The following is a 26,937-nucleotide window of genomic DNA, read 5'->3' on the forward strand; positions in this document are numbered from 1 at the left end:
CGTCAGTCCCGCCGGTGGTCGCGGGCGCACCGGAAGCCGGCGAAGATCTGCCGCCGGATCGGGTGGTCCCAGTTGCGGAAGGTGCCGCGCACGGCCGCCTTGTCGGTGCCGAACGAGCCGCCCCGCAGCATCTTGTAGTCCCCGCCGAAGAACACCTCGGAGTACTCCCGGTACGGGAACGCCTTGAAGCCCGGATACGGCTGGAAGCCGGAGTCGAGCCACTCCCACACGTCGCCGATCAGCTGCCGCACGCCCAGCGGCGACTGCCCGAGCGGGTACGCGCCGACCGGGGCCGGCCGCAGGTGCAGCTGGCCGAGGTTGGCGTGCTCCGGCGTCGGATCCTCGTCGCCCCAGGGATACCGGCGGGACCGTCCCGTCTCCGGGTCGAAGCGGGCCGCCTTCTCCCACTCCGGCTCGGTGGGCAGCCGCTTGCCGGCCCACGCCGCGTACGCCTCCGCCTCGAAGTAGCAGACGTGCACGACCGGCTCGTCCGGCGGAATCGGTTCGACCACGCCGAATCTGGTGCGCAGCCAGCCGTCGCCGTCCCGCTGCCAGAACCGAGGGGCGGTCAGCTTGGCCTCGTTGCGGTACGCCCAGCCACGCTCGCTCCACCAGCGCGGGTCGTCGTAGCCGCCGGCGTCCATGAACGCCAGGTACTGCCCGTTGCTCACGGGCGTGGTGTCGATCCAGTACGAGTCGACGTGCACCTGGTGCGCGGGCCGCTCGTTGTCCAGCGCCCACGGCTCCAGCGAGGTGCCCATCTCGAACGGGCCGCCGGGCACGAACACCTCGGCCGGCAGCCGCTCGGCCGGCGCCGCCGGCGGGTTGGGCGCGTGCAGCACGGGCGCGCCCTTGCGGAGCTGGTGGGTGGCCAGCATGGTCTCGTCGTGCTGCTGCTCGTGCTGCACGATCATGCCGAAGGCGAAGCCGTTCTCGACCAGCCGGCGGCCTTCCAACGGCGTGCGGTCGAGCACGTCGAACACCTTGTCCCGCACCTCACGCACGTAGGTGCGGGCCTCCACCGGGTTGAGCAGCGGCAGCGCCGGCCGTTCGGCCCGCGGGTGCTGGAACGCGTCGTACAGCTCGTCGATGTCCTGGCGAACCGGGTCCCGGCCGCCGACGTCGCGCACCAGCCACAGCTCCTCCTGGTTGCCGATGTGGGCGAGGTCCCACACCAGCGGCGACATCAGCTTGGAGTGCTGGCGGACCAGGTCGTCGTCGTCCACGGCGTCGGTGAGCAGGGTACTGCGGTTCCGCGAGCGCTCGAGCGCCTCGGCGATGGCAGAACGGAGATCGAGAGTGGTCACAGACCCTCCTCGCTAGCGCTCGGCGCGTCTGCGACGCAGGTCCCGGTGTTGAATGGTTCGCTCGCAAGCTCGCTCACGGTGTTGCCTCCAAGCTTCGCGGTGGCCGTCGCGAGCCGGCGATCGAGGCTGTCGATCACCGGTGCGGACAGCTCCGTCGGCAGGCCGAGCCGGTGCATGTTGCGCAGGCCCAGCTCGAGTGCGGCGGCCGCGGCCCGGGCGACCAACGGGTCGTCCAGGCCGTGCCGGGCCGCCGGCAGCCAGCGCCCCGCGGCGGGCGCGGCCGCATCCAGCGCGGCGTCGACCACGTCGTCCGCGCTGAACAGCGCGATGAGCAGCGCGACCGCCGGGCTCCAGTCACCGGGCGGCTGCGAGTCCAGGTACCGCACCTCGAAGTAGCCGCGCGGCCGGACCGGGGTGAACATCGTGCTCAGGTGGTAGTCGAGGTCCTCGGTGGTGGGCACGCCGGGCAGCGCGCCGGCGATCCAGTCGGCGAAGGTGACGTCGCCGGGCACGTCCCAGCTGTCGCCGCCGTGCCGGAAGCAGATCATCGGCGTGTCCAGCACCCGACGGGCCCAGCTCGCCGCCGGGTCGTCGCCGGTGTCGCCCGGGCCGCTGCGGGCGGGCTCGGCGCCCAGCACCACGCGGGTGCGGGCGGAGGCCCACCCGGTCGGTCGGCCGGCCAGTCCCGGCGAGTTGGCGAACACCGCCAGCAGCGCCGGACCCAGCGCGTGCAGCGCGTTCCAGCGGGTGGCGACCTGTCCCGCCTCGCCCGTGTCCAGGCACACCTGCAGGCCCGCGGTGCTGCACATCATGACCACACCGTCGGGTCCGTGCCGGTCGAAGCGGGAGTTCATCGCCGCGTAGCGCGGGGTGTTCAGAATCCGGCGCGGTGGGCGATAGGGATCGGTTCCGGCCGTGCCCAGTTCCAGTCCTTCGGCCGCCAGCAGCTGCTGCAGCTGCGCGATGTCGGCGGAGACGGTGGTGAGCAGGTCGGCGGTTGTCGTCTTCGGTGGAGTGCTGATCTCCACCTGGCCACCGGGCTCGACGGTGACAGGGGAACCACCGCGAAGCGGCAGGTTCGGGCTGTCGGGCCGGAGCGTGGCGGGGGCGTGCGGCCCCAGGGCTTTCGCCAGGACGTGTTGGTCGAGCGGCTGACATCGGTCCTGCGCGTGGTGCACCGTCCACTCGATCTCAGCCCCGACGTACCTCGGTGGCCCGTGCTTGAAGCAGACCGAGGCCACGTACGCCTCGGCCCGCTCACGGTCCCGAAGTAAGTCGGGCGCCGGATCGGTGGCGGGAGTAACACTGACGGTAGTCACCGTTACCACCCTTCGTGATCGTCGTCGTTCCGACGCTACACGGAGGGTCTGACAATCGCACGGGCTCACAGGTCAGGCTGGCGGTCGTTCACCTGTTGGTAAGGACTGCCGGACAACCGGTCGCCCGACCGCTGCCCGTCCGGTCACCGGGTGGTCCCGCCGCACCCTCCACGGCGGGACCGCCGGCGTCACCGCCGGCTCAGCACGAAGTGGGAGTGCCGGGGGCGGTACGTCGTGCTGGCCAGCGGCTCGGGGTCCACGTGCACCGGCGTCAGGTTCCACGAGCCGAAGAACGTCGCCACCATGATCATCATCTCGGTGAAGGCGAAGGACTCGCCGATGCACTTGCGCACGCCGGCGCCGAACGGGAGGAAGGCCTGGCGGTGCATGGACCGGGCCCGCTCCGGCAGCCAGCGGTCCGGGTCGAACCGGCGGGGGTCGTCGAAGTTGCGGGGATCCATGTGCAGCGCGTACGGGCTGAACATGACGTCGGCGCCGGCCGGGATGTGCACCCCGTCCAGCTCCACGTCGGTGGTGGCGTAGCGGGTGAGCAGCCACGCCACCGGGTACATGCGCAGCGCCTCCTGCACCACCCGGCCGGTGTACTCCAGCTTGGGCATGTCCTCGTAGTCGATGCGCCGCCCGGCCAGCACCAGGTCGAGCTCCTCGTGCATGCGGTCGCGGATGTCGGGATGCTGGTGCAGGGCGTAGGCCATCCACAGCAGCATCGTCGCGGACGTCTCGGTGCCGGCGACCATCATGCTGCGCACCTCGTCGTGCAGCTGGGTGTCGGTCATGCCGGTGCCGGTGTCGTCCTGAGCCATCATCATCATCGACATCAGGTCGCCGTGGTCGACGCCGCCGCGCCGGTACTCGGCGATGACGTTGTCCACCACCCGGTGCAGCTCCCGCATGGCGGCGTCCTCGCGCAGCTTGGGCGGCAGCGGCAGCTTGTGCACGAACGAGATCGGGATGAACGCCCGCCGGCCCACGCCGTTGACGATCACCTGCATCACGGCGCGCACCTCGGCGGCGGTGTCGGTGTCCTTGACGCCGGCGAACAGGCACCGGGTCAGCGCGTCCATCGTCGCCACGTTCATCAGGGCGTCGAAGTCCACGGTGGAGCCGTCGACCCACTCGTCGGCGATCTCCTGCGACACCTGGGCCATCACCTCGGTGTAGCGGGCCAGCCGGCTGTGGTGGAACGCCGGCTGCATGAGCGGCCGCGCGCGGCGGGCCTGCTCGCGGTCGCAGCCGACCAGACCGTTGCCCAGCAACGGCTTCGACTGCTTGAACAGCGGCCCGCCCTTGTCGAAGCAGTGCGACTTGGTGATCAGCAGCTCCTTCATCAGGTCGGGGGTGCTGATCAGGTACGCGGGCCGCGGCCCCAGGTTGAACCGGACGACGCTGCCGGTGTCGCGCAGCTGCTCGACGAACTCCAGCGGCCGGCGTAGAAGATCCACTGCGTGTCCGAGCAGCGGCAGGCCGCCCGGCAAGACGTTGATCGTCATCTGCTGTCCTGTCCACTAGACGGCCGGACACCGATGTGATAGCACCGGGCCGCCGCCGGGACAGCCGTCCGGGGGCAATGGCTACACAAAACCCCCGTGTTTGACCACGGGGGCTTGTGTTCTCGGTCAACCTGTACTAGCTGGGGAAATCACTAGGGGAACTTCAACCGCACGATGACGTTGTCCTTGGAGCTCGGCGTGCCGCCGTTCTTGTCGTCGTTGGTCGACGTCACCCACAGGCCGCCGTCGGGCGTCTTGACGACGGTGCGCAGCCGGCCCCACCGCCCGGCGAAGATCGCCTGCGGGGTGCTGGTGCCGTTGCCGGCGGAGTTGATCTGCGCCACGTACATCCGCTCGCCGGTGACCGCGGCGATGTAGATCCAGTCGTTGACGATCTCGATCCCGCTCGGCCCGCCCTGCGCGGTCGGCCAGGTGCGCTTCGGCGCGATGTAGCCACCACAGTTGCCCTGCGTGCCCTCGCACGACGGCCAGCCGTAGTTGCCGCCCTTCTGGATCAGGTTCAGCTCGTCCTGGCTGTTCTCGCCGAACTCGGTCTCCCACAGCTGCCCGCGCGAGTCCCAGGCGATGCCCTGCGGGTTGCGGTGACCCATGCTGTAGACGTACCGCGCGTTGCCGCCCGAGGAGTAGAACGGGTTGTCGGTCGGCGCGCTGCCGTCCGCGTTGAGCCGCAGCACCTTGCCGTTGAGCGAGTTCTTGTTCTGCGCGTTGGCGCCGTTCTTGGCGTCGCCGGCGGTGGCGTACAGCTTGCCGTCCGGGCCGAAGCGCAGCCGGCCGCCGTTGTGGTACCGGTTCTTCTCGATGCCGGTCAGGATCGGCGTCGACGTGGTCGACAACTTCCCGTCCTGGTAGGTCATCCGCACGATCCGGTTGTCGTTGGCCGCGGTGTGGTCGATGTAGATGTAGTGGTCGTTGGCGAAGTTCGGCGACACGGCCAGGCCCAGCACGCCACCCTCGCCGTTGGTCGTCATGGCGCCGGGCACCTTGCCCAGCACGGTCACCTGGCCGTCCAGGGTGACCCGGTCGATCTCGAACCGGTCGCGCTCGGCGACGAGTGCGGAGCCGTCCGGCAGCCAGTCGATGCCCCACGGCAGGTCGAGCTTGGCGACGTCCTTGTCGTAGACGGGAATGCCGCCCTTGCCGCCCGGCGCGGAGGTCGTCACGGAGATCGCGTTGCTCGCCGCCGACGTGTTGCCGTCGGGGTCGCGCGCGGTGACCGTGAACGTGTACTTGGTGCTGGGGCTGAGATCCGTGACCGTGGTGCTGGTCGAGTTGGTGCTGGCGACCTTGGCGCTGCCCTGGTAGACGTCGTAGCCCGCGATCACGCCGCCGTTGTCGGTGGAGGCGTTCCAGGCCAACGCGACGCTGTCCGCGGTGACGCCGGTGGAGCGCAGGTTGCCCGGCGCGCTCGGCGGCGTGTGGTCATCGCTCGGCGGCGTGGTGAACGTGACGACGTTGCTCTGCTGCGAGGCGTTGCCCGCGGCGTCGAACGCGCCGACCGAGATGTCGTAGGCCGTGTTCGGGGTCAGAGTGTCCACAGTGGCCGACAGCGTCTTGCCGTCGACGGTCTTGAGCACGTTGCCGCCGCGGTTGACCTCGTAGCGGACGACGCTCGTGTCATCGGTGGCCGCGGCCCAGGTGAAGTGCGCGGTGGTCGGCGTGATGTCGCTGACCACGAGGTTGCTCGGCGCCGTCGGCGGGGTGGTGTCGACGTTGTTCGGCGTCACCGTGACGTTGTCCAGGTTCGGGCCGCCGTTGGCGGTGGTCGCCGTGGCCCGGACCTTGTTGCTGCCCGCCTTCAGGTTGACGGTGGTGGTGGCCACCTTCCACGTGGTCCAGCTGCCGGTGGTCGGGAAGGCGAGGTTGCTGACCGCCGTGGTGCCGTTGACGGTCACGTTCATCGGCCGGTTGTCGGCGGCGTCGAAGGCGTAGCGGAAGTCCAGGCGGGCGCTGCCGGCCGACGGCGCGTTCACCGTGAACTCGACATAGCCGCCGACGGTGTTTGTGTAGTCGACAAAACCGGTTCCGGTGTAACCGGTGTGATTGTTCGCCACGGTCCCTTGCGAGATCGTCGCGTTCTCTGCTTCATAGACCGTGCCGGCCTGGGGAGCGGCCAGCGCGTTCGGAATCGCGATCGCCAGCGCGACGACCGCGGACAGGCCACCGGCGAGCGCCAGCCTCAGGCGGGATGGGGGTGCCACGATGCCTCCCACAGCAGGGGTACGGGGTGGCGGCGGAACGGGCAGGAAACTTTCTTGTCCGTAAGGTGGATCACACCATTTGTCCGTGCGGGTGTCAATACATGAAAGCGCTTGCCTTCATTTGGCACTGAAGCCATAGGATGTTTCATCGGTTACGTTCTGTATGCAATCCGTACGTACGGATTGCAATTGCCCGGCGTTCGCTGGACGATGGTCGAATGCCCCGCGTCAGCCAGGACCATCTTGAGGCCCGCCGCCGTCAGATCCTCGACGGCGCGCGTGCCTGCTTCGCCCGCCATGGCTACGAGGGGGCGACGGTACGGCGGCTGGAAGAGGCTACCGGACTGTCCCGCGGCGCGATCTTCCATCACTTCCGCGACAAGGAGTCGCTGTTCCTCGCGCTGGCCGAGGACGACGCGCTGCGGATGGCCGAGGTCGTCGCCGAGCAGGGCCTCGTGCAGGTGATGCGCGACCTGCTCGCCGGCCGCAAGGACGACAACGACGACGAGCACCCGGCCGACTGGCTCGGCACCCGGCTGGAAGTGTCCCGCCGGCTGCGCACCGACCCGGACTTCCGGGCCCGCTGGGCCGAGCGGTCCGAGCAGCTGACCAAGGCCACCCAGGACCGCCTGCGCCGCCAGCGCGAGGCCGGCAACCTGCGCGACGACGTCTCCGTCGAGGTGCTGTCCGACTTTCTGGAGCTGGTGCTGGAGGGCCTGGTCTCGCACCTCGCGATGGGCCTGCCCGCCGACGACCTCGGCCCGGTGCTGGACCTCGTCGAGGAGACCGTCCGGAGGCACCGCCGCAACGAGTGCTGATCACCCTCGGCGACAGTGCCCATGTCGCGCGGCGCTCGCGCTCGGTAACCGGCGGCGGTTCGGAAATACTCCAGCGGCGGCGTGGGCGAGGGTGTGACCGTCCGCGCCGCGATGGCCGCTGACAATCGTTTCAACACGCCAAATCGAGTACGCCGATCGCGCCATAGAACTGAACGGCCAACCGGGACGCGCTCCCTGGGTCGCCGAGGTCGCCGGAGAGATCAGCACCGCCGGGCTCAGACCCTGAACACCTTGAGGTTGCCCAGTTTCACCGTGCCGGTGAGCCGGATACGCGGGCCGTTGGGGCCTTCCTGCTCGCCGTAGATCGCGCGCTTGCCCATGATGGCGGCGCCGTCGTCGATGACGGTCGCGTCGTCGGCGACCATCAGCTGCACCTTGCCGCAGAAGGCGTCCACCTGGACCTCGATCTCCGCGCCGGCCGGCACGGACACGAGGTTGAGCACCACCGCGCCGAAGAGCGACCGGGCGTGGATGCGGCGGCTGGTGTCCGGCACACGGACGATCTTGCTGAGCACGGCGGCGACCTCGGTGGTGCCGTCCGACAGCGGAGCCACATCGGTGCCGCCCAGGTCCGACAGCAGCGGCCGCAGGTCGCCGGTCACCCGCGCGGCGTAGACGGCCTCCACCCGTTCGGCGTGCTCCGGCCAGGTCAGGCGGCCGTCCGCGACGGCCCGGTTGAGCAGTTCGACCGCGCGCTCGCGGTCGTCGTTGGACAGCCGCAGCGGCACGGCGGCCCGCGGCGCCTCGAATCGCGCCGGCTCGGGCAGCGACATGATGCCCACCCCCTCCAAATCTCTTAGTTTCCGAGATTCTCACTTTACGGACGGCGCGGTCAAGTCGGTGGTAGAAAGGCGGCGACGGGGTGAGGAGAACACCATGTCCGACAGACAACTCGCGACCGCGATCGCGATGGGCAAGGTCGTGCTGGGCTGGTTCCGGCTGCTGGACGATCCCGGCGCGATGCTGATCCGGCCGTTCCAGTCCATCGATCCGTATCCGCAGTACGAGCGCATCCGCGCGCGGGGCAAGGTGGTGCCCAGCAAGCTCGGCATGCTGCTCGTCACCGACTACGAGCTCTGCAGCGCCGTGCTGCGCGATCCCGCCTACGGCGTCGCCCCCAACCGCGAGCTGGGCCAGCCCGATCTCGGCATCGACGGCATGGTGCACCCGCTGGAGGACTCGTTCCTGTTCCACAACCCGCCCGAGCACGGCCGGCTGCGGCGGATCGTGTCGCCGCTGTTCACGCCGCGGGCGATGCACGACCGGCAGGCCCGCATCGAGGCCATCGTCGACGGCTTCCTCGACCAGCTGGCCGGGCGCGAGGAGTTCGACCTCGTCGGCGAGTTCGCCGCCCGGGTGCCGATCAAGATCATCTGCGACCTGCTGGGCGTGCCCGACGCCGAACACCGGCGGATGACCGAGTGGGGCACCACGCTGGCCGCGTCCATCGACGGCATGGGCAGCATCGCCCAGGTGCGCGAGCTGCGGACCACGCTGCGGGAGCTGAACGACTTCCTCGCCGGCATGATCGCCCAGCATCGTGCGGAGCCGAACGACGACGTGATCGGCCACATGCTGGCCGACGGCAGCCTGACCGAGCGGGAACTGCTCGCCACCTCCGGGCTGCTGCTCGCCGCCGGCTTCGAGACCACGGTCAACCTGATCGGCAACGGCGTGCTGACGCTGCTGGCCAATCCCGCCGCGCGGCAACGAATCGTCGACGATCCCGATGCGACGGACAACATCGTCGAGGAGATCCTGCGGCTCGACCCGCCGATCCAGTACACCGCGCGGCTGTCCCTGGACGGCAAGGCCAAGCTGGCCGGGCGGCCCGTGCCCGCCGGCAAGCCCGTCATCCTGCTCACCGCCGCCGCCAACCGGGATCCCGCCGTGTTCGAGGACCCGCACCGGTTCAACCCCGACCGGCCCAACGCCCGCGAGCACCTGACGTTCTCCTCCGGGGTGCACTACTGCCTCGGCGCCGGACTGGCCCGGATGGAAGGTGGCATCGCGCTGCGGGCACTGTTCCGCCGGTTCCCCGACCTCCGCGTCGGCGGCACCGTCCAGCGGCGCCCCAGCCGGGTCGTGCGCGGGCCGCTGCGGCTGCCCGTGCGGGTGACTTCCCGTCAACCAGCCGCGATCGGCTGACCACTAACGGTCAAAGAGACCGGCATCACCCACCCGTTCGGGTCATGACATTCCGCATTTCCCAGTTTTTCAGGCACTCTGGACGCAGCGCCTCTCGATCCGCCACCCCGCCGCCGTGACGGATCGAGGGGTTGCTTTTCAGTCGGCCCGTGCCGGCAGGAAAGTGCCGGCCGTCGGCCACGCGGTGCACCTGATCGACGTCGTCTCCACGCACGTGGCGACCGCCAACGGGCTGCCCGGTGTCACCGCGCCCGTCGGCGACGCCCGACAACTGTCCACTCCGGACTCCAGCGTGGACGTCGTGCCGCTGCCCGGGCCGACGCACCACCTCGTCGACGCCGACCGCATCGACGATTTCGACGCCCGTTCGCCCCGCCCTGACGTTCGGAAGGGGGCATTCCTGGCGTTGAACGCCAGGAATGCCCCCTTCCGAACGCTTTCCGGACGGGTCAGTCGACGCCCTGCATCTTGCGGGAGATGGCCGGGGCCAGGAAGAGCAGGCCGATCGCCAGCACGACGGTGACGCCGCCGACGATGCCGAAGTACGGGATCTCCGTCTGCGGCGTCGCGAACGGCACGATCTGGGCGCTGATGCCCTGGGCGGCGGCGTCGGACAGGAACCAGAGGCTCATCATCTGGGCGCCGAAGGCCTTGGGGGCCAACCGAGTCGTCGCCGACAGACCGACCGGGGACAGGCACAGCTCGCCGAGGATGACGATGAAGAAGCTGCCGACCAGCCAGAACGGGCTGACCTTGGCGTCCGGCCCGTACAGCGCGGCCGGCAGGATCATCAGCAGGTAGGACAGGCCGGCCAGGCCGAGGCCGAGGGAGAACTTCACCGGGGTGGACGGCTGGCGGCTGCCGAGCTTGGTCCACAGCAGGGCGAACAGCGGCGCGAACACGACGATGAAGCCGGGGTTGAGCGTCTGGAACCACGACGCCAGCAGCGGCAGGCTGCCGATGTGCAGGTCGGTGCGGTTGTCGGCGTAGTCGGCCAGCACGACCGAGCCCTGTTCCTCGATCATCCAGAAGAACAGCGACGCGATGAACAGCGGGATGTAGGCGACCACCCGGGACCGCTCCACCGAGCTGACCCGCTTGCTGCGGATCATGGTGATGAAGTACAGAGCGGGCAGGAGGATGCCCAACGCGCTGATCACGTTGATCACGAGCTTGACGGTGAACAGGCCGGCCAGCACGACGATCACGAACAGCACGACGACGACCGCGGCGCCGATGGCGATGCGGCCGAGGACCTTGCCGCGCTCCTCGGCGGTGAGCGGGTTGCTGGGCGCGTCGCCGACGGCGGCCAGGCGCTTGCGGCCGAAGATGTAGATCACCAGGGCCAGGAACATGCCGATGGCGGCCACGGAGAAGCCGAGGTGGTAGCTGACCTGCTGGCCGAGCGTGCCGACCAGCAGCGGCGCCACCACCGCGCCGAGGTTGGTGCTCATGTAGAAGATCGAGAAGCCGGCGTCGCGGCGGCGGTCCTTCTCGTCGTAGAGGCCGCCGACCATGTTGGAGATGTTGGGCTTGAGCAGGCCGGTGCCGATGGTGATCAGCAGCATCGACACGTACAGCGCGGCCACCCCGGACGGGAACGACAGCGCGATGTGCCCGAACATGATCAGCACGCCGCCGTAGAGCACGGCCCGCCGCGAGCCGAGGATCCGGTCGGCCAGCCAGCCGCCGAGCACGCCCGACATGAACACGCTCGCGCCGTAGATCGACATCAGGCTCTTGGCCAGCGTCGGATCGAGGCCCAGGCCGCCCTCGCTGAGCTTGCTGTACATGAAGAACAGCAGGATCGCGCGCATCCCGTAGTAGGAGACGCGCTCCCAGAACTCGGTGAAGAACAGCGGCCCGAGAGCGGCAGGATGCCCGAAGAATCCCTTTTGGGGAGGCTTCGCGCTCTCAACGGTGGCGCTCAACCGACTACCTCCTGTGTGCACTCACAGTCAACTCGACGTTCACCGAACGTCGTGAGGCGCACCATAGCGCGAGTCGCGCCGAGCCCGTTGCCACCCCGTCAGCTTCTGGCCGAACGCCGAGGTCAGAGCGACGCCGACGATGACGAGGCCGGCCGCCGCGATCGCCAGTCCGGACATTTTCTCGTGCAGAACCAGAGCCGACGATGACATTCCGAACACGGGCACAAGCAAGGAGTAAGGAGCAATGGCCGTTGCGCCGTAACGGCGAATGAGCATGCCCCACAGGCCGTAACCGACGAGGGTGGACAGCCACGCGACGTAGCCCAGGGAGACCAGCGCCGAGGCGTCCAGGTGGGACAGGGCATCGAGGTCCGTGTCGACGCCCTCGACCAGCGCGGACAGCACGAGCATCGGCACCGGCGGCACGACGCTGACCCACACCATGAACCGGAACGCGTCCGGCGGCGCGGCCTTGCGGGTGGCGATGTTGCCGAGCGCCCAGCTCGCGGCGGCGGCGAGCACCAGCACGAAGGCCAGCACCGGACTGGCCTGCCCGTAGTCCAGCGCCACCAAGCCGATGCCGGCGAGGGCGATGACCATGCCGACGACCTGCCGCCGCCCCGGCCGCTCCCCCAGCAGCAGCGCGGCGAACACCATGGTGAACACCGCCTGCGCCTGGATCACCAGCGACGACAGGCCGGCCGGCATGCCGAGGTGGATGCCCAGGAACAGCAACCCGAACTGGCACGCGCCGATCGTCGTGCCGACCGCGAGCACCCAGCGCCACGGGACCTGCGGCCGTCCGATGAAGAACACCGCCGGCACGGCGGCGACGGCGAACCGGATGGCGGTGAACAGCAGCGGCGGGAAGGACTCCAGGCCGATGTCGATGGCGACGAAGTTGATGCCCCAGACGAGGGCGACGAACACCGCCGCGAGCAGGTGACGAGGTTGCATGGGGCCCAGCCTCGGCGGCCGCTCAGTTAAGCACCAGCAAATTGTCCTTCATGGTTAACGGTAGCATCGCTACATGATTGACCTGGGTCGGCTCCGCGCCCTGCATGCCATCTCCGTATACGGGTCGGTGAACGGCGCGGCGGCCGCGCTCGGCTACACGCCGTCGGCGATCTCCCAGCAGCTCAACAAGCTGGAGCGGGAGACCCGGACTACGCTGCTGGAGCGGCGCGGCCGCGGCGTCGTGCTGACCGACGCCGCGCAGGCGCTCGCCGACACCGCGGCCGAGGTGCTCAAGCTCGTCGAGCAGGCGGAGATCCAACTGGAGGAACAGCGCGGCCAACCCGTCGGCAAGGTCGCCCTCGGCGCGTTCCCGACGGCCTGCCGCGGCCTGCTGCCGCCCGTCGTCGCCGAACTGGCGGCCGAGCACCCGGCGCTGGACGTCACCGTCGTGGAGGTCGACCCGCCGGGCGCGGTGACGGCGGTGCAGCGCGGGGACATCGACATGGCGGTGGTGCACGACTGGCAGATCGCGCCGCTGGCGATGCCGGACGACCTGGCGCGCGAGTCGATCGGCGAGGACGTGGCGGACCTGTTGGTGCCGGCGGGCCACCGGCTCGCCGGCCGCGAATCGGTGACGGCGGCGGACCTCGTGCACGAGCGCTGGCTGTGCCAGCCGCCCGGGTCGATCTGCCACGACTGGCTGGTGCAAACGGTGCGCACGACCGGGCACGAGCCGGTGGTGTCCTATCTGGTTTCCGAGTACCAGACCCAGCTGGAGTTCCTGCGCGCCGGCATCGGCGTCGCGCTGATGCCCCGCCTCGGCCGCGCACCGCTGCCGGACGACGTGGTCGCGGTGACGCTGGAGCCCGTGCCGACCCGCAGGTTGTTCACGGTGTGGCGGGAGCGCACGAGTCGTCGGCCGGCGATCAAGGCGACCGCCGACGCGCTCAGGCGCGTGACAACCCGTGTCGTGGATGCGACAAGCCGGGGCCGGTGACACGCTCGCCGCACAGGCCACCGGTACTGTCCTGTTCAGTTGGCGAAGGGAAGGTGGGTCAGTGCCCGGACGGCAGATCACGCTCGCCGAGGTGGCCCAGCACGCCGGGGTGTCGCTCGCGACGGCGTCACGGGTGATCAACGGCAGCACCCGCCAGGTCAGCGACCCGCTGCGGGACCGCGTGCTCGCCAGCGCCGACTCGCTGGGCTACCTGCCCAACGCCTCCGCGCAGGCGTTGGCGCGCAACAGCAGCTCGCTGGTCGGGCTCGTGGTGCACGACATCGCCGACCCGTACTTCTCCAGCATCGCCGCGGGTGTCACCCGGGTCGCCGAGGACGCGGGCCTGGTCGTGGTGCTGGGCACCACCGCGCGCAAGTCGGAACGGGAGCGGGAGCTGCTGTCCACGCTCCGCGCGCACCGCGCCAAGGCGGTGGTGATGATCGGCAGCCGGTCCACGCAGCGTTCCGCCACGGCCAAGCTGGCCGACGAGATCATGGCCTTCACCGAGCAGGGTGGCCGGGTGGCGTGCGTGTCACAGGCGAAGCTGCCGGTGGACACCGTCGTGCCGGCGAACCGGGCCGGCGCCAAGGCGCTCGCGATGGCGCTGGCCAAGCTGGGGCACCGGCGTTTTGTCGTGCTGGGCGGCCCGGAGGAGCTGCTGACGAGCCGGGACCGGGTGTCGGGTTTCCGGGCAGGGCTGGCCGAATCCGGCGTGGAGCTGCCGGAGAAGTCCATTCGGTACGGTGAGTTCACCCGCGACGGCGGCTACGACACGGTGACCGAGTTGCTGGCCGAGAGCACCGATGCGACCTGCGTGTTCGCCGTGAACGACGTGATGGCGCTGGGCGCGATGGCGGCCATGCGGGCGGCCGGGGTGCGGGTGCCGGAGGACATCTCCGTCGCCGGTTTCGACGACATCCCGACGCTGCGGGACGTCTCCCCCACGCTGACCACGGTTCGGTTGCCGCTGGAGGAGATGGGCGCGCGGGCGGCGCACATGGCCCTGTCCGATCACCCCACCGACGAGCCCCGCACGGTGCGGATCGCGGCCGAGGTCGTGCTGCGGGAAAGCACCCGACGCCTTTGATCCTGTTACGGACCGCCACGCAGTCGGTCGCGATCGCCGACAACCGGATCGTCGCGCTGGGGCCGGAGGCCGAGGCGCTGGGCGTCGCCGAGGTGGTGGACCTGGGCGACGGTGTGCTGCTGCCGGCGTTCGGGGACGGGCACGCGCATCCCGTGCTGGGCGGGCTGGAGCGGCAGGGCCCGCCGATCACCGACAAGTCCACTGTGGACGACATCGTGGCCGAAGTCGGCCGGTGGGCGCGGGAACAACCCGGCGACGGCTGGATCGTGGCCGCGAGCTACGACCCGACACTGGCGCCGGACGGCGCCTTCGACGCGCGGTGGCTGGACGCCGTGGCGCCGGACCGCCCGGTCGCGCTGCGGTCCCGCGACTACCACGCCGTGTGGTGCAACAGTTCCGCTCTGGCCGCAGCGGGAATCACCGCTGACACACCGGATCCCCGGCTGGGCCGGATCCTCCGGCGTTCCGACGGCAGCCCGCTGGGCACGCTGCTGGAGTGGCACGCCTGCGATCTCGTGCTGGACCTGATTCCTCGACGGTCGACCGAGGATCTCGTTGCGGCGCTTGAGGAAGCCGGGCGGGTGTACGCGGCGGCGGGCGTCACCTGGGTGCAGGACGCGTGGGTCGAGCCGGAACTGGTGGACGCGTATCTGCTCGCCGTGGAACAGGAACGGCTGTCGTTCCGGGCCGATCTGGCCCAGCGGGTCGACCCCGACCGCTGGCGTGCGCAGCTTCCGTCCTTCGCGGCACAACGAGAACGGTGCAAGCGCTTCGGCCGCGACCTGGTGACCGCGCGAACCGTGAAGTTCTTCGCCGACGGGGTGATCGAGACCGGGACCGCGTCGATGCTCGACCCGTACACGGATGTGCCGCATTCACACGGGATGCCGGTGTGGTCGCCGGAAGAGTTGGCCGACGCCGTCACGACGTTCGACGCGGAGCGGTTCCAGATCCACGTGCACGCCATCGGCGACGCCGCGATCCGGGCGGCCCTGGATGCCATCGAACGGGCGCGAGCCGTCAATCCGGACTGGGACCGCCGGCCGGTGATCGCCCACGTGCAGGTGGTGGATCCCGCCGACCTGCCGAGGTTCGCGGAGCTGGGCGTGATCGCGACCGTGCAGCCGCAGTGGGCGCAGACCGACGCCGTGATGACCGAGCTGACCATCCCCCGGCTCGGCCCGGCCCGCGCCGACCGGCAGTACCCGTTCGCGACGCTGGCCCGGCTGGGCACGCGGTTGGCGTTCGGCAGCGACTGGCCGGTCAGCCCGGCCGACCCGCTCATCGGACTGGGCGTCGCGACGAGCCGGGACTGGTTGCCGGGCGAACGACTGGACGTGACTCAAGCCGTGCAGGCGCAGACCGCGGGTGTGGCGTGGCAGGCGCAGGCCGAGCACGAGTGGGGCGAGCTCGCGGTGGGCCGCCGTGCTGACCTTGTGTGCCTGAGTGGTGACCCGGCGCACACGCCGCTCGGTGACGTCGTCGTGACAGGAACGTGGTTGTCCGGCCGCCCCACATACGCAGCCCTTACACTGGACGTCGACGTGCCACGTTCACCATCTGAGGAGTGACTGTTTCCGTGCCTGACGCGCGGTCACCTGGCCACAGTAGTGGGCCGGGGGAAAGCCCCGGCTGCGATACCAATCCGGTCCCGAGCGTGAGTTCGCGATGACCGGCTACCTGTTCGACGTCCTCTGCCTGCTCGCCGTGCTGCTGCTGACGCTGGCGAACGCGGTCTTCGTGACGGCGGAGTTCTCCCTGACCACGCTGGAACGCAGCCAGGTCGACACCAACGTCGCCCTGGTCGGCGACAGCCGCTCGCGCGCCGTGCAGAAGGCGCACCGCACGCTGTCGTTCCAGCTCTCCGGCGCCCAGCTGGGCATCACCCTGGCCACCCTGGTCACCGGTGCGCTGGCCGAGCCGGCGCTGGCCGACCTGATCAAGTCGCCGCTGACCGCTCTGGGCATGCCCGACGGCGGCGCCGAGGCGGTCGGTGCGGCCCTGGCCCTGCTGCTGGCCTCCGCGCTGTCGGTGGTGCTCGGCGAGTTGGTGCCGAAGAACCTGGCGATCGCCCGGCCGCTGCAGACCGCACGCGCCGTCGCCGGCTTCCAGTACGCGTTCTCCCGCGCGTGCAAGGCGCCGATCACCGTGCTCAACGGCACCGCGAACTGGATCGTGCGGCGCTTCGGCGTGGAACCGGCCGAGGAGCTGCGGTCCGCGCGGTCGCCGCAGGAGCTGGGCTCGCTGGTCCGCTCCAGCGCCGCGCACGGCACCCTCGACCAGGGCACCGCGACGCTGCTGGACCGGTCGCTGCGGTTCGGCGACCGCACCGCCGACGAGCTCATGACGCCCCGGGTGCGGGTGGAGGCGCTGCGCGGTGACGCCACCGTGCTGGACCTGATCGCCGCCGCCCTCCGTACCGGCTTCTCCCGCTTCCTCGTGCACGACGGCGACCTCGACGACGTTCGCGGCGTCGTGCACGTGAAGCAGGTGTTCGGCGTGCCGGCCGCACAGCGCGCCACCACGCCCGTGTCCGCGCTGATCCGGCCGGTGCCGACCGTGCCGGAGAGCCTGGAGGCCGACGCCCTGCTGGAGCGGCTCGGCTCGGGGCTGCAGATCGCCATCGTCGTCGACGAGTACGGCGGCACCGCCGGCATCGTGACGATGGAGGACCTCGTCGAGGAGATCATCGGCGACGTCCGCGACGAGCACGACCGCCGCGAGGTGGCGCCGGTGCGGCCGCTGGGCCGGGCCAGCTGGATGGTGTCCGGGTTGTTGCGGGCCGACGAGGTCGCCGAGGCCACCGGCTTCCGGATGCCCGACGGCGACTACGAGACCCTCGCCGGCCTGGTGCTCACCCGGCTCGGCGAGATCCCGACGGTGGGAGACGAACTGCGCGTGGACGGGTGGCGGATCACCGTGATGGCGATGGACCGGCACCGGATCGCGGAGCTGCGGGTGGCCAAGGTCGGCGAGGCGGCCAGCACGAGCGGCGATCGTCCACCGGCGGAGGCGCCGGTGTCGGGCGCGAGCGGGGTGACGGCGTGAACGACGGCCTCGCACTTCTCATCACCGTGTTGTTGCTGCTGGGCAACGGCTTTTTCGTCGGCGCCGAGTTCGCCATCATCACCGCCCGCCGGGACCGGCTGGAGGAGCTGGCCCGGCAGGGGCAGCAGCGGGCCCGCACCGTGATCCGGGCCGGGCACCAGCTGCCGCTGCTGATCGCCGGCGCGCAGCTGGGCGTGACGGTGTGCTCGCTGGCGCTGGGCGCGCTGGCCGAGCCGACCGTCGCGGGCCTGCTGGAGGAGCCGCTGGCGCCGCTGGGCGTGCCGGCGACGCTGGTGCACGGCATCGCGTTCGTGGTGGCGCTGATCCTGGTGTCGTTCTGCCACACCGTGATCGGCGAGATGGTGCCGAAGAACCTGACCATCGCCGGCCCGGAGCGGGCGGCGCTGTGGCTGGTGCCGGTGCACTTCGCGTTCTGCCGGCTGACCCGCCCGCTGCTGACGGCGTTCACGGTGATCTCGCAGGCGCTGCTGCGGCTGATCAAGGTGGAGCCGAAGGACGAGCTGGAGGGCGCGTACACGCCGGACGAGCTGGCCTCGCTGCTGGGCGAGTCCCGCCAGGAGGGCCTGCTGGACGAGCCGGAACACCGGCGGCTGGCCAAGACGCTGTCCTCGGCGGCCCGGACCGTGAAGGACGTGCTGGTGCCGCTGGACCGGCTGACCACCGTGCCGGCCGAGCCGACCGTCGGCGACGTCGAGGCGGCGGTGGCGGCCACCGGCTTCTCCCGATTCCCGCTGCTCGGGGCGGACCGCCGGCTGGCCGGCTACCTGCACGTGAAGGACGTGCTGGACCTGGCCGACCAGCCGCCGTCGACGCCGGTGCCGCGCAACCGGGTCCGGGGCCTGCCGGAGCTGCCGGCCGATGCCCGGCTGGACGACGCGCTGGCGGCGCTGCGGCGGGCCCAGAGCCACCTGGCCCGGGCGGTCGACGCCGACGGCCAGCAGCTGGGCGTGGTGGCGCTGGAGGACCTGGTCGAGGAGTATGTCGGTACGGTCCGGGACGGCACCCACGTAGGCGGGCGGTGACGCTCGGTGGCCCCGTGGCCACGAGTTCCTCGGTTAGGGCACCGTGTTCTCGGCGGGTAGGGCAGAATCTGCCCGATCATGACGCTGACATAACACGCTGACTGTGACATTCCCTGTGGGCAGCTTGACCCGTGAGACACACCTGGGCTCGGAGAGGGACGTGATGGCTCGACACCGCGCACTGGTGACGAGGGTCCGGCGCCGCATGGCCAAATGGCCCGTCGCGATCACCGGCCTGGTCGTGCTGGTCCTGCTCGGCTGGCTGGCCTGGACCTGGCTGGGCGGCGTGCTGGAGCGGCGGGCCGCCGCCGAGGCCAACGGCTGCACCAACGGCGACGTGGTGCTGCGCGTCGCCGTGACGCCGAGCATCGCCCAGCCGGTGCGCGACGCCGCGCAGCGCTGGACCGACACCCACCCGGTCATCGACGACTCGTGCATCCGGCTGCAGGTGCAGTCGGTGGAGTCGCAGACCGTGCTCACCGGGCTGACCACCAAGTGGGACACCGACAAGCTCGGCGACCAGCCGGCGGCCTGGCTGCCCGACTCGATGCTGTGGGCGAACCGGTTGACGGCGCAGAACAACGCCATCGTCGGCACGGCGCCGCAGTCCGTCGCCACCAGCCCGGTGGTGCTGGCCACGCAGCAGCCCGGCGCGGACGCGCTCGCCAGCGGCAACCTGGTGCAGTGGACGGACCTGCCGGGCCTGACGTCCGCGCCGAACGGCTGGGCCGGCTACGGCAAGCCGCAGTGGGGCAAGTTCCGGCTCGCGGTGCCCGACCCGGCGACCAACCCGGCGAGCGCGCTGGCCATCCAGTCGGCGCTGGCCGGCGCGACCGCGCAGGGCGCGGGCCCGGTGACCACGGACATGCTGGCGCAGCAGGGCGTCAAGGACCTCATCACGAAGCTGGCCAACTCCCGGGCCGCCGGCGCGCCGGCCGACACCCTGGACGCGCTGGACGGCCTGGCCAAGGCCGCCGACATCGGCACCGCCAGCTACAGCGCGGTGCCGGTCACCGAGGTCGACCTGTACCGCCGCAACCTCGGCAAGGACGGCGCGCCGAAGCCGGCGACACCGCTGTACGAGGTGGCGATGGGCGGCGCGAGCCCGGCCGCCGACTTCCCGTTCGTCACGCTGTCGGGCAGCTGGGTCGGACAGACGCAGAACAAGGCGGCGCAACAGTTCCGCGACTTCGTGCGGCAGCCGGCGCAGCAGAAGCTGTTCGCCGCGGCCGGACTGCGGGTCGCGGCGACGCCGGACCACCCGACCGACGCCGTCGGCATGCGCTGGCCGGCGCTCACCCAGACCCTGGTTCCGGCCGACGCCACCACCGCACAGGAGATCTCCGCCAGCTGGACCGCGGCGGCGCTGGGCAACGAGGTGCTGTCGGTGCTGGTGGACACCTCGCCGGCGATGGGGGACGACGGCGTGAAGGCCGTCCGCGACGCCCTCACCGGCGAGGTGAACCGGACGGTGTCCGGGTCGATGGGGCTGTGGGCGTACGCGGCGGGGCTGGACGGCGGCAAGCCGTACAAGCAGCTCGTGCCGGTGGTGCGGATCGACCAGAGCATCGACCAGTTGCACGCCGGCATCGCCAAGCTGACCCCGGCCAACGGCAGCCAGCTCTACGCCAGCATTCTCGCCGTGTACCAGTCCGTGCTGGCCGACTACCAGAACGGCAAGCACAACCGGGTCGTCGTCGTGGTGGCCGGCAAGAACGACGGCGGGCTCACGTTCGACCAGCTGCGGACCCAGCTGGGCCAGGCCAAGGACGCCAAGCGCCCGGTGTCGGTCAACATCATCGCCGTGGGCTCGAACGTGGACCACGACCAGCTCAGCGCCATCGCGCAGGACACCGGCGGCAGCCTGGCCTCGGTGCAGAACGGCAACGGCGTGGACGCCGCCCTCGGCCAGTTGCTCTCGACCAGCAGTTGAGTTCTGCCAATGCGGCCCCGAACGGGCCGCGTTGGCCCTAAGCTGAGTGCCGCCGCCGCCAATCCCCCCTGGTGGTGGGCGACAGCTGGAGCCCTTGCCTACCCCCCGGACAGGGGCTCCAGCCCTTTACCGTCGTGGTTCCTCAGTGCGTGCCCTGCAGGAACTCGTCCCGGGCCACGATGCCGATGTCGGCCGTGTCGGTGAAGAAGCCGTCGATACCGGCCCGCAGGTACGTCTCGATCTCGCCGAACAGGTTGCCGTAGGCGGCCGGGTCGGCCGAGGAGCGGAAGTCCGCCGGCAGGAACGTGTTCTCCGGTCGGAACGTGTACGGGTGCACCTTGAGGTGCGCCGCGTGCGCGTCGGACACCAGCGAGGTCGGCTTGGCCAGGTGGTCGGTGGCGTCGCGCGGGATGATCTGGTTCTTGTCCGGGCCGACACCCTGCGCGTAGGTCGCGACTTCACGCAGCCCCGCCGCCGAGGTTATGTCGGCGTAGGTGCGCTTGTCGCCGGTCGCCGTGAAGTCGAACGGCTGGCCGGTCGCCTCGGTCAGCTGGATCAGCGGCACCCGCAGCTGGCGGTGCAGCTGCTTGAGGTTGGACACCTCGAACGACTGCACGAAAACCTTGGCGCCCGGGCGGTTCAGGCCGTTGCGGTTGAGCGCGTCCACCAGCTTCGGCTCGATCTGGAGACCGGCGTCGCGGAAGAAGGTGGGGTGCTTGGTCTCCGGGTAGATGCCGATGTCCCGGTGCAGTTCCTTGTCCAGCCGCCGCACCAGGTCGATGACCTCCTGGAAGGTCGGGATCTGGTAGCGCCCGTCGTAGACCGTGTTGCGCTGGCGCACCTGGGGCAGCCGCTCCACCGCCCGCAGCGTCTTCAGCTCGGCCAGCGTGAAGTCCGTCGTGAACCAGCCCGTCACCGGCACGCCGTCGAGCAGCTTGGTCGTCTTGCGGTTCGCGAACTCCTTGTGCTGCGCCACATCGGTGGTGCCGCCGATCTCCGGCTCGTGCCGGGCGACCAGCACGCCGTCCTTAGTGGACACGAGATCGGGCTCGACGTAGTCCGCGCCCATCCGCGCCGCCAGCTCGTAGGACGCCAGCGTGTGCTCGGGGCGATAGCCCGAGGCGCCGCGGTGGCCGATCACGGTCGGTCCGTGCGACGCGGTGTGATCCGCCGATTGTGCCGACACTTCCGGGGAAACCGCGTTCGCGGCGGGAACGGCCGTGATGGCGACGGCCGCGGCCGCGGCCAGCACGATCCCGGCGATCCGGGTTCTGCTCATGGTGGAGGCTCCTGACATCGTGGACCAATCGGGCAGCGACACCCAAGTCCCTCGGCCCGAAATCGGCGCCAACGTACCGACAAGCCCCGATCAACGGTAGGTAAAGCGCCCGTGTCCGGGTTCCCGGTGCAGCGAATCGCCGCCGAGCAGCCCGACCCCGCCGACGGGAGCCTGGTCGCCGATACGCCCGAAAGATCCGTAGGCTGGCGGCCACACGCACCACTTCCTGGGGAGACGCACCGCCTTGGCCACGACAGTGACCCCTAACGCCAGCAAGCGGCTCGGCCGGTGGCTGCTCGAGGGGCAGCCGCCGCAGTCGCACAAGCCGTCCGCATCGGAGTCGGAGCACCACAGCCAGCCGTGGTGGAAGGTGATGTGCCTGACCGGTGTCGACTACTACTCGACGCTGGGCTACCAGCCGGGCATCGCGGCGCTGGCGGCCGGCGTGCTCTCCCCCGTCGCCACGCTGGTGCTGGTCGTGCTGACACTGGCCGGCGCCCTGCCGATCTACCGCCGGGTCGCCCGGGAGAGCCCGCACGGCCAGGGCTCGATCGCCATGCTGGAGAAGCTGCTGCCGCAGTGGAAGGGCAAGCTGCTCGTCCTGGTGCTGCTGGGCTTCGTGGCCACCGACTTCGTCATCACCATGACGCTGTCGGCCGCGGACGCCTCGGCGCACGCCATCGAGAACCCGTTCTTCCCGAGCTTCCTGCACGGCCAGCAGGTGCTGGTGACACTGGTGCTGCTGGCGGCGCTGGGCGCGGTGTTCCTCAAGGGCTTCACCGAGGCGATCGGCATCGCCGTCACGCTGGTCGGCGCCTACCTGGCGCTGAACGTGGTGGTCGTGGTCGTCGCGCTGGTGCACGTGGCGCAGGCGCCGAAGCTGGTGCTGGACTGGCAGAGCCTGCTGGTCGGGCAGTACCACAACCCGTGGCTGATGATCGGCGTCGCGCTGTTGGTGTTCCCCAAGCTGGCGCTGGGCCTGTCCGGCTTCGAGACCGGCGTGGCCGTCATGCCGCAGGTGCGCGGCGTGGCCGGCGACACCCCGGGCCGGCCGGAGGGGCGGATCCGCAACACCCGCAAGCTGCTCACCACCGCCGCCGTGACGATGAGCGTGTTCCTGATCACGACCTCGTTCATCACCTCGGTGCTGATCCCGCAGCAGGAGTTCCGGTCCGGCGGCGAGGCCAACGGCCGGGCGCTGGCCTATCTCGCGCACGAGTACCTGGGCAGCGCCTTCGGCACCGTCTACGACCTCAGCACCATCGGCATCCTGTGGTTCGCCGGCGCGTCCGCGATGGCCGGCCTGCTCAACATCGTGCCCCGGTACCTGCCCCGCTACGGCATGGCGCCGGACTGGGTGCGGTCGAACCGGCCGCTGGTGCTGGTGTTCCTGGTGATCTCCTTCGGTATCACGGTGATCTTCCAGGCCGATGTGGACGCTCAGGGCGGCGCCTACGCCACCGGCGTGCTGGTCCTCATCTCCTCCGCCGCCCTGGCGGTGATGCTGTCCGCGCTCCGCAAACGCCAGCGCGCCGCCACCATCGGCTTCGCCGTCATCACGGCGGTGTTCGTCTACACCACCGTCGCCAACATCATCGAACGCCCCGACGGCGTGAAGATCGCCTCCTTCTTCATCGTCGCCATCATCGTGACGTCCTTCGTGTCCCGGGCGACGCGTTCCCTGGAACTCCGCTTCACCGAGGTCGACTTCGACGACACCGCCCGGCGGCTGATCGACGGGCAGGCCGCCAGCGGCCGGATCCAGCTCATCGCCAACGAGCCGGACGCCCGCGACGAGCAGGAGTACGTCGACAAGGAGCGGGAGCAGCGGGAGGACAACCACATCCCCGCCGGCGATCCCGTGATGTTCCTGGAGATCACCATCGGCGACGCCTCCGACTTCACCACCGAGCTGACCGTGCAGGGCGAGGAACGCTTCGGCTACAAGATCCTCAAGGTCGACAGCCCCACGGTCGCCAACGCCATCGCCGCCATCCTGCTCAAGATCCGCGACGACACCGGCGTGGTCCCGCACGTCTACTTCGCCTGGGCCGAGGGCAACCCGTTCCTGTTCCTCTTCCACTACCTGTTCTCCGGCGCCGGCGACGTGCCGCCGGTGACCCGGGAGGTGCTGCGCCGGGCGGAGCCCGACCCGGAGCGGCGGCCCGCGGTGCACGTGGGCTGACCCGAACCACCACCGTCTCCACCGGCCGGTCGCGCACTGCGCGGCCGGCCGTTCCGCATGGCGGCCACACCCGACGGTCGTGACCGCCGTCACATCCGAAGATATGGACACAGTGTCTTCAAGGTGTTTATATGTACACAACGTCCACAAATGAACGGAGCAAGGGTCATGAGCAGCCAGATCATCGTCGTCACCGGCGCGTCGAGCGGCTTCGGCTGGATGAGCGCGCACCGCCTGGCCGACGCGGGCCACACCGTGTACGCCGGCATGCGGGCCACCGCCGGCCGCAACGCCGACAAGGTCACCCAGATCCAGCAGTACGCCGACGAGCACAAGGTGAACCTGCGGGCGATCGAGATGGACGTCGCCGACCAGGACTCGGTCGACGCCGCGGTGGCCCGGATCATCTCCGAGCACAGCCGCATCGACGTGCTGTTCCACAACGTCGGCCACATGACGCTCGGCCCGGCCGAGGCCTTCACCCCCGAGCAGCTGGCCCAGATCTACGACTCCAACGTGCTCGGCTCGCAGCGGGTCAACCGCGCGGTGCTGCCGCACATGCGGGCCGCCCGCCGCGGCCTCGTCGTCTGGAACAGCAGCAGCAGCTCGGCCCGCGCCGGCACACCGCCCTACCTCGCGCCGTACTTCGCCGCCAAGGCCGCGATGGACTCGCTGGCCCTGAGCTACGCCGTGGAGCTGGCCCGGTTCGGCATCGAGACGTCGCTGATCGTGCCCGGCGCCTTCACCGGCGGCACCAACCACTTCGCCAACGCCGGCAAGCCCGCGGACACCGCGACCGCCGAGGCGTACGAGGAGTTCTACGCCGGCCTCACCGACCAGGTCACCGCCAAGCTGACCGAACTGGAGCCGGCCGACGCCGACCCGTCCGAGGTGGCCCGCGCGGTGGTCCGCGTGGTCGACGCCCCGTACGGCAAGCGCCCGCTGCGCACCCACATCGACCCGTCGCAGGACGGCGCCGAGGTCGTCAACGCGGTCGCCGACCGGCTGCGCTCGGACTTCTACGAGCGGATCGGCCTGGCCGACCTGCTGCACCCGCAGACGGTGTAATCCCCGCCACTCCACTGGCGATGACAACGTTGTCAGATGAAACACCTGCAACCCCACCGGCGGATAACACGTCTACAGGGAAAATTCACGAACTTCTTAACGTAGATTTGGGGCCGACCGTCGACGACGCCGTCGGCCCCACCGCCGCCAGAGGAACCGCCGATGAGTACCGCCGCCGCGCGTCGCCGAACCGTGCTCGCCACGGGCACGCTCCTGGTCGCGCTGACCGCTTCCGCGTGCGCGGCCGGCGTAGTCGAGGGTTCCTCGATCAAGCCCTCCCCGCAGGCCGCCGTCACCGCCGCGAGCGGCGGCGCCACCTGCGCCAAGCCCGACGTGCCGGCCGGTCTGAGCACCCAGCACGTGATGTCCAACGGGCTGCGGCGCACGGTTGTCGTCTACTACCCGCACGGGCACAAGCCGGGCAAGCCCATCCCGATGGTGCTGGACCTGCACGGCAGCGGCAGCACCCCGCTGGGCCAGCTGTCCGGTTCGGACATCGCGGCCACCGCCGACAAGCACGGCTTCGTGGTCGTCGCGCCCCAGGGCGGCATTCCGTTCATCGCCGGCAAGTCGCACGGCTTCGCCTGGAACGTGCCGGGCGTGCCGCTGATGAGCGGCCGGCCGGTGCCCAAGGGAGCGCCGAACGACGTGCAGTTCATCCGGGACACGATCGCCGCCATGAACAAGGCGCTGTGCGTGGACCCGAAGCGGATCTACGTCACCGGTTTCTCCGGCGGCGCCCGGATGGCCTCGCAGATCGGCTGCGAGCTGTCGGGGCAGATCGCCGCCATCGCGCCGATGTCCGGGCTGCGCATGCCGGGCAACTGCAAGCTGAGCCGGCCGCAGTCGGTGTTGTCGTTCCACGGGACCTCGGACGGCACCAACCCGTACAACGGGAGCAAGCAGGTCTACTGGTCCTACAGCGTGCCGGTCGCGGCGCAGCGGTGGGCCGCCGCCGACCACTGCGGCAAGGGCGTGCAGCAGCAGGTTGTCAACGGTGTCATCAGCACCACGTACAACAACTGCCAGAACGGCCGCCAGGTGGTGCTGTACACGGTGACCGGGCAGCGCCACTCGTGGCCGGGCGTGGCCGGCTCGATGGCCAAGGGCTACGCCCTGCCCAAGATCGACCCGAACGAGATCATGTGGACGTTCTTCGAGTCCCACCCCCTCGACACCGCCGTCGCCTAGGCCGGCGCGCCGTCCTCGTCCAGCTTGGGCCACGGGATCGCGGTGAAGTCGGGCTGCCGCTTCTCGACGAACGCGCTGACGCCCTCGGCGTAGTCGCGGCTGGCGTAGGAGGCGCGGTACCAGCGGTGCGCCCACTCGTCGTCGGCCGCCTCGCCGTTGGCCGCACGGGCGATGAGCTGCTTGGCGCCGGCCAGCGTGATCGGGGCTCGCTTGGCCAGCGTGCCGGCCAGTTCGTACGCCTTGGCCGCCGCCTGGTCGACCGGGTGCACCTCGTGCACGAGGCCGATGCGTAGCGCCACGTCGGCGTCGAGCAGTTCGCCCGTGAACAGGATGTAGCGGGCCCAGGCCGGGCCGACCGTCTCCACCACCCGTGCCGTGGACATCTGGTGGTAGACCACTCCCAGCTTCGACGGAGTGATGCCGAACCTGGCCGTGTTGTCGGCAATTCGGATGTCACACGCCAGCGCCAACTCGCAACCGCCGCCCACGCACCAGCCCTGAATCAGCGCCACCGACGGCTTTGACATCGTTGCCAATGCCCGCTCCGCCTCGTGCACGACTTCGGAGTACGCCGCCGCGGCTTCCTCCCCCTTGCGCACGGTCTGGAACTCCGCGATGTCCGCCCCCGCCGAGAACGGTCCGTCGCCCGCGCCCCGGATCACCAGCACCCGCAGGTTGTCGTCGTCCTCGACCGCGCGCACCACCGCCGGGATCGCCTGCCACATCCGCAACGCGAAGGCGTTCCGCTTGGCGGGGCGGTCGATCGCCAGCGTGGCGATCGGTCCGTCGAAGCTGAGCGACAGTTCCTCGGGCAGGTTCATGGTCAGCAAGTTACCCGGGTCAACCGTGAACGCGCCCCGACGAACGCAGGTGGT

Annotated in this window: 21 protein-coding genes; 11 read left to right on the forward strand and 10 right to left on the reverse strand. The window is 70.4% G+C overall.

What is annotated here, in order from left to right:
• Positions 1–2: 2 nt before the first annotated feature.
• From egtB to BJ998_RS03120, 4 genes are all read right to left on the reverse strand, one after another.
• The gene (gene egtB / locus BJ998_RS03105; RefSeq protein ID WP_184858287.1) at positions 3–1,307 is read right to left on the reverse strand and encodes an ergothioneine biosynthesis protein EgtB; all 1,305 of its coding nucleotides are present in this window, start codon (positions 1,305–1,307) and stop codon (positions 3–5) included.
• Positions 1,304–2,626, reverse strand: coding sequence for an ergothioneine biosynthesis glutamate--cysteine ligase EgtA (gene egtA / locus BJ998_RS03110; protein ID WP_184858289.1), 1,323 nt, complete (start codon positions 2,624–2,626; stop codon positions 1,304–1,306). Before egtA ends, egtB begins: the two co-directional genes overlap by 4 nt.
• A gap of 188 nt (positions 2,627–2,814) precedes the next feature.
• Positions 2,815–4,137: a cytochrome P450 gene (locus tag BJ998_RS03115; protein WP_184858291.1), complete on the reverse strand. Its 1,323-nt coding sequence runs from the start codon at positions 4,135–4,137 to the stop codon at positions 2,815–2,817.
• A gap of 152 nt (positions 4,138–4,289) precedes the next feature.
• Positions 4,290–6,356 carry a PQQ-dependent sugar dehydrogenase gene (locus BJ998_RS03120; RefSeq protein WP_376775836.1) on the reverse strand — a complete coding sequence of 689 codons (2,067 nt, stop codon included), beginning with the start codon at positions 6,354–6,356 and terminating at the stop codon, positions 4,290–4,292.
• 218 nt (positions 6,357–6,574) lie between these two features.
• Here BJ998_RS03120 and BJ998_RS03125 point away from each other — a divergent pair, with 218 nt between their 5' ends.
• Positions 6,575–7,174 (forward strand): TetR/AcrR family transcriptional regulator, encoded by a 600-nt coding sequence (locus BJ998_RS03125; RefSeq protein WP_184858293.1) that lies wholly within the window; start codon positions 6,575–6,577, stop codon positions 7,172–7,174.
• 236 nt (positions 7,175–7,410) lie between these two features.
• Here the strand turns inward: BJ998_RS03125 and BJ998_RS03130 are convergent, their stop codons facing one another.
• Entirely contained in the window at positions 7,411–7,968 is a 558-nt protein-coding gene (locus BJ998_RS03130) for a DUF1707 SHOCT-like domain-containing protein (protein ID WP_184858295.1), read from the reverse strand.
• A gap of 103 nt (positions 7,969–8,071) precedes the next feature.
• Between BJ998_RS03130 and BJ998_RS03135 the strand changes: the two genes are divergently transcribed.
• Entirely contained in the window at positions 8,072–9,343 is a 1,272-nt protein-coding gene (locus BJ998_RS03135; protein WP_184858297.1) for a cytochrome P450, read from the forward strand.
• Positions 9,344–9,481: 138 nt separating this feature from the next.
• On the opposite strand, the gene BJ998_RS03140 is transcribed toward BJ998_RS03135, so the two are convergent.
• From BJ998_RS03140 to BJ998_RS03150, 3 genes are all read right to left on the reverse strand, one after another.
• Positions 9,482–9,691: a hypothetical protein gene (locus tag BJ998_RS03140; protein WP_184858299.1), complete on the reverse strand. Its 210-nt coding sequence runs from the start codon at positions 9,689–9,691 to the stop codon at positions 9,482–9,484.
• 101 nt (positions 9,692–9,792) lie between these two features.
• A complete protein-coding gene (locus BJ998_RS03145) occupies positions 9,793–11,274 on the reverse strand; it encodes a peptide MFS transporter (RefSeq protein WP_184858301.1) in 1,482 nt (493 codons plus the stop codon).
• Positions 11,275–11,313: 39 nt separating this feature from the next.
• Complete coding sequence (locus BJ998_RS03150) at positions 11,314–12,231, reverse strand: EamA family transporter (protein ID WP_184858303.1); 918 nt, start codon at positions 12,229–12,231, stop codon at positions 11,314–11,316.
• Between the two features lie 73 nt (positions 12,232–12,304).
• Here BJ998_RS03150 and BJ998_RS03155 point away from each other — a divergent pair, with 73 nt between their 5' ends.
• From BJ998_RS03155 to BJ998_RS03180, 6 genes are all read left to right on the forward strand, one after another.
• Positions 12,305–13,228 (forward strand): LysR family transcriptional regulator, encoded by a 924-nt coding sequence (locus tag BJ998_RS03155; RefSeq protein ID WP_184858306.1) that lies wholly within the window; start codon positions 12,305–12,307, stop codon positions 13,226–13,228.
• Between the two features lie 61 nt (positions 13,229–13,289).
• On the forward strand, positions 13,290–14,315 hold the full coding sequence (locus tag BJ998_RS03160; RefSeq protein ID WP_312889893.1) for a LacI family DNA-binding transcriptional regulator: 1,026 nt from the start codon (positions 13,290–13,292) through the stop codon (positions 14,313–14,315).
• Positions 14,312–15,886, forward strand: a complete 1,575-nt coding sequence (locus tag BJ998_RS03165) for an amidohydrolase (RefSeq protein ID WP_184858309.1) — start codon at positions 14,312–14,314, stop codon at positions 15,884–15,886. Before BJ998_RS03160 ends, BJ998_RS03165 begins: the two co-directional genes overlap by 4 nt.
• Before the next feature lie 97 nt (positions 15,887–15,983).
• Entirely contained in the window at positions 15,984–17,363 is a 1,380-nt protein-coding gene (locus tag BJ998_RS03170; protein WP_184858311.1) for a hemolysin family protein, read from the forward strand.
• On the forward strand, positions 17,360–18,406 hold the full coding sequence (locus tag BJ998_RS03175) for a hemolysin family protein (protein WP_184858313.1): 1,047 nt from the start codon (positions 17,360–17,362) through the stop codon (positions 18,404–18,406). The genes BJ998_RS03170 and BJ998_RS03175 overlap by 4 nt, the downstream gene beginning before the upstream one ends.
• Positions 18,407–18,611: 205 nt before the next feature.
• On the forward strand, positions 18,612–20,339 hold the full coding sequence (locus BJ998_RS03180) for a substrate-binding domain-containing protein (RefSeq protein ID WP_246488506.1): 1,728 nt from the start codon (positions 18,612–18,614) through the stop codon (positions 20,337–20,339).
• 142 nt (positions 20,340–20,481) lie between these two features.
• Here the strand turns inward: BJ998_RS03180 and BJ998_RS03185 are convergent, their stop codons facing one another.
• Positions 20,482–21,618, reverse strand: coding sequence for a glycerophosphodiester phosphodiesterase (locus BJ998_RS03185; protein ID WP_184858317.1), 1,137 nt, complete (start codon positions 21,616–21,618; stop codon positions 20,482–20,484).
• A 244-nt stretch (positions 21,619–21,862) separates the two neighbouring features.
• On the opposite strand from BJ998_RS03185, the gene BJ998_RS03190 reads away from it, so the two are divergent.
• The 3 genes from BJ998_RS03190 to BJ998_RS03200 all read left to right on the forward strand — a co-directional run bounded on the left by BJ998_RS03190 (position 21,863) and on the right by BJ998_RS03200 (position 26,062).
• Positions 21,863–23,803: an APC family permease gene (locus BJ998_RS03190; protein ID WP_184858319.1), complete on the forward strand. Its 1,941-nt coding sequence runs from the start codon at positions 21,863–21,865 to the stop codon at positions 23,801–23,803.
• Positions 23,804–23,971: 168 nt separating this feature from the next.
• Positions 23,972–24,871 (forward strand): SDR family oxidoreductase, encoded by a 900-nt coding sequence (locus BJ998_RS03195; protein WP_184858320.1) that lies wholly within the window; start codon positions 23,972–23,974, stop codon positions 24,869–24,871.
• A gap of 162 nt (positions 24,872–25,033) precedes the next feature.
• Positions 25,034–26,062 (forward strand): CE1 family esterase, encoded by a 1,029-nt coding sequence (locus tag BJ998_RS03200; RefSeq protein ID WP_184858322.1) that lies wholly within the window; start codon positions 25,034–25,036, stop codon positions 26,060–26,062.
• On the opposite strand, the gene BJ998_RS03205 is transcribed toward BJ998_RS03200, so the two are convergent.
• Positions 26,059–26,883, reverse strand: coding sequence for an enoyl-CoA hydratase/isomerase family protein (locus BJ998_RS03205; protein ID WP_184858324.1), 825 nt, complete (start codon positions 26,881–26,883; stop codon positions 26,059–26,061). The two genes, BJ998_RS03200 and BJ998_RS03205, sit on opposite strands and share 4 nt — an antisense overlap.
• Between the last annotated feature and the right edge of the window lie 54 nt (positions 26,884–26,937).

The organism is Kutzneria kofuensis (assembly GCF_014203355.1).
GTDB lineage: Bacteria > Actinomycetota > Actinomycetes > Mycobacteriales > Pseudonocardiaceae > Kutzneria > Kutzneria kofuensis.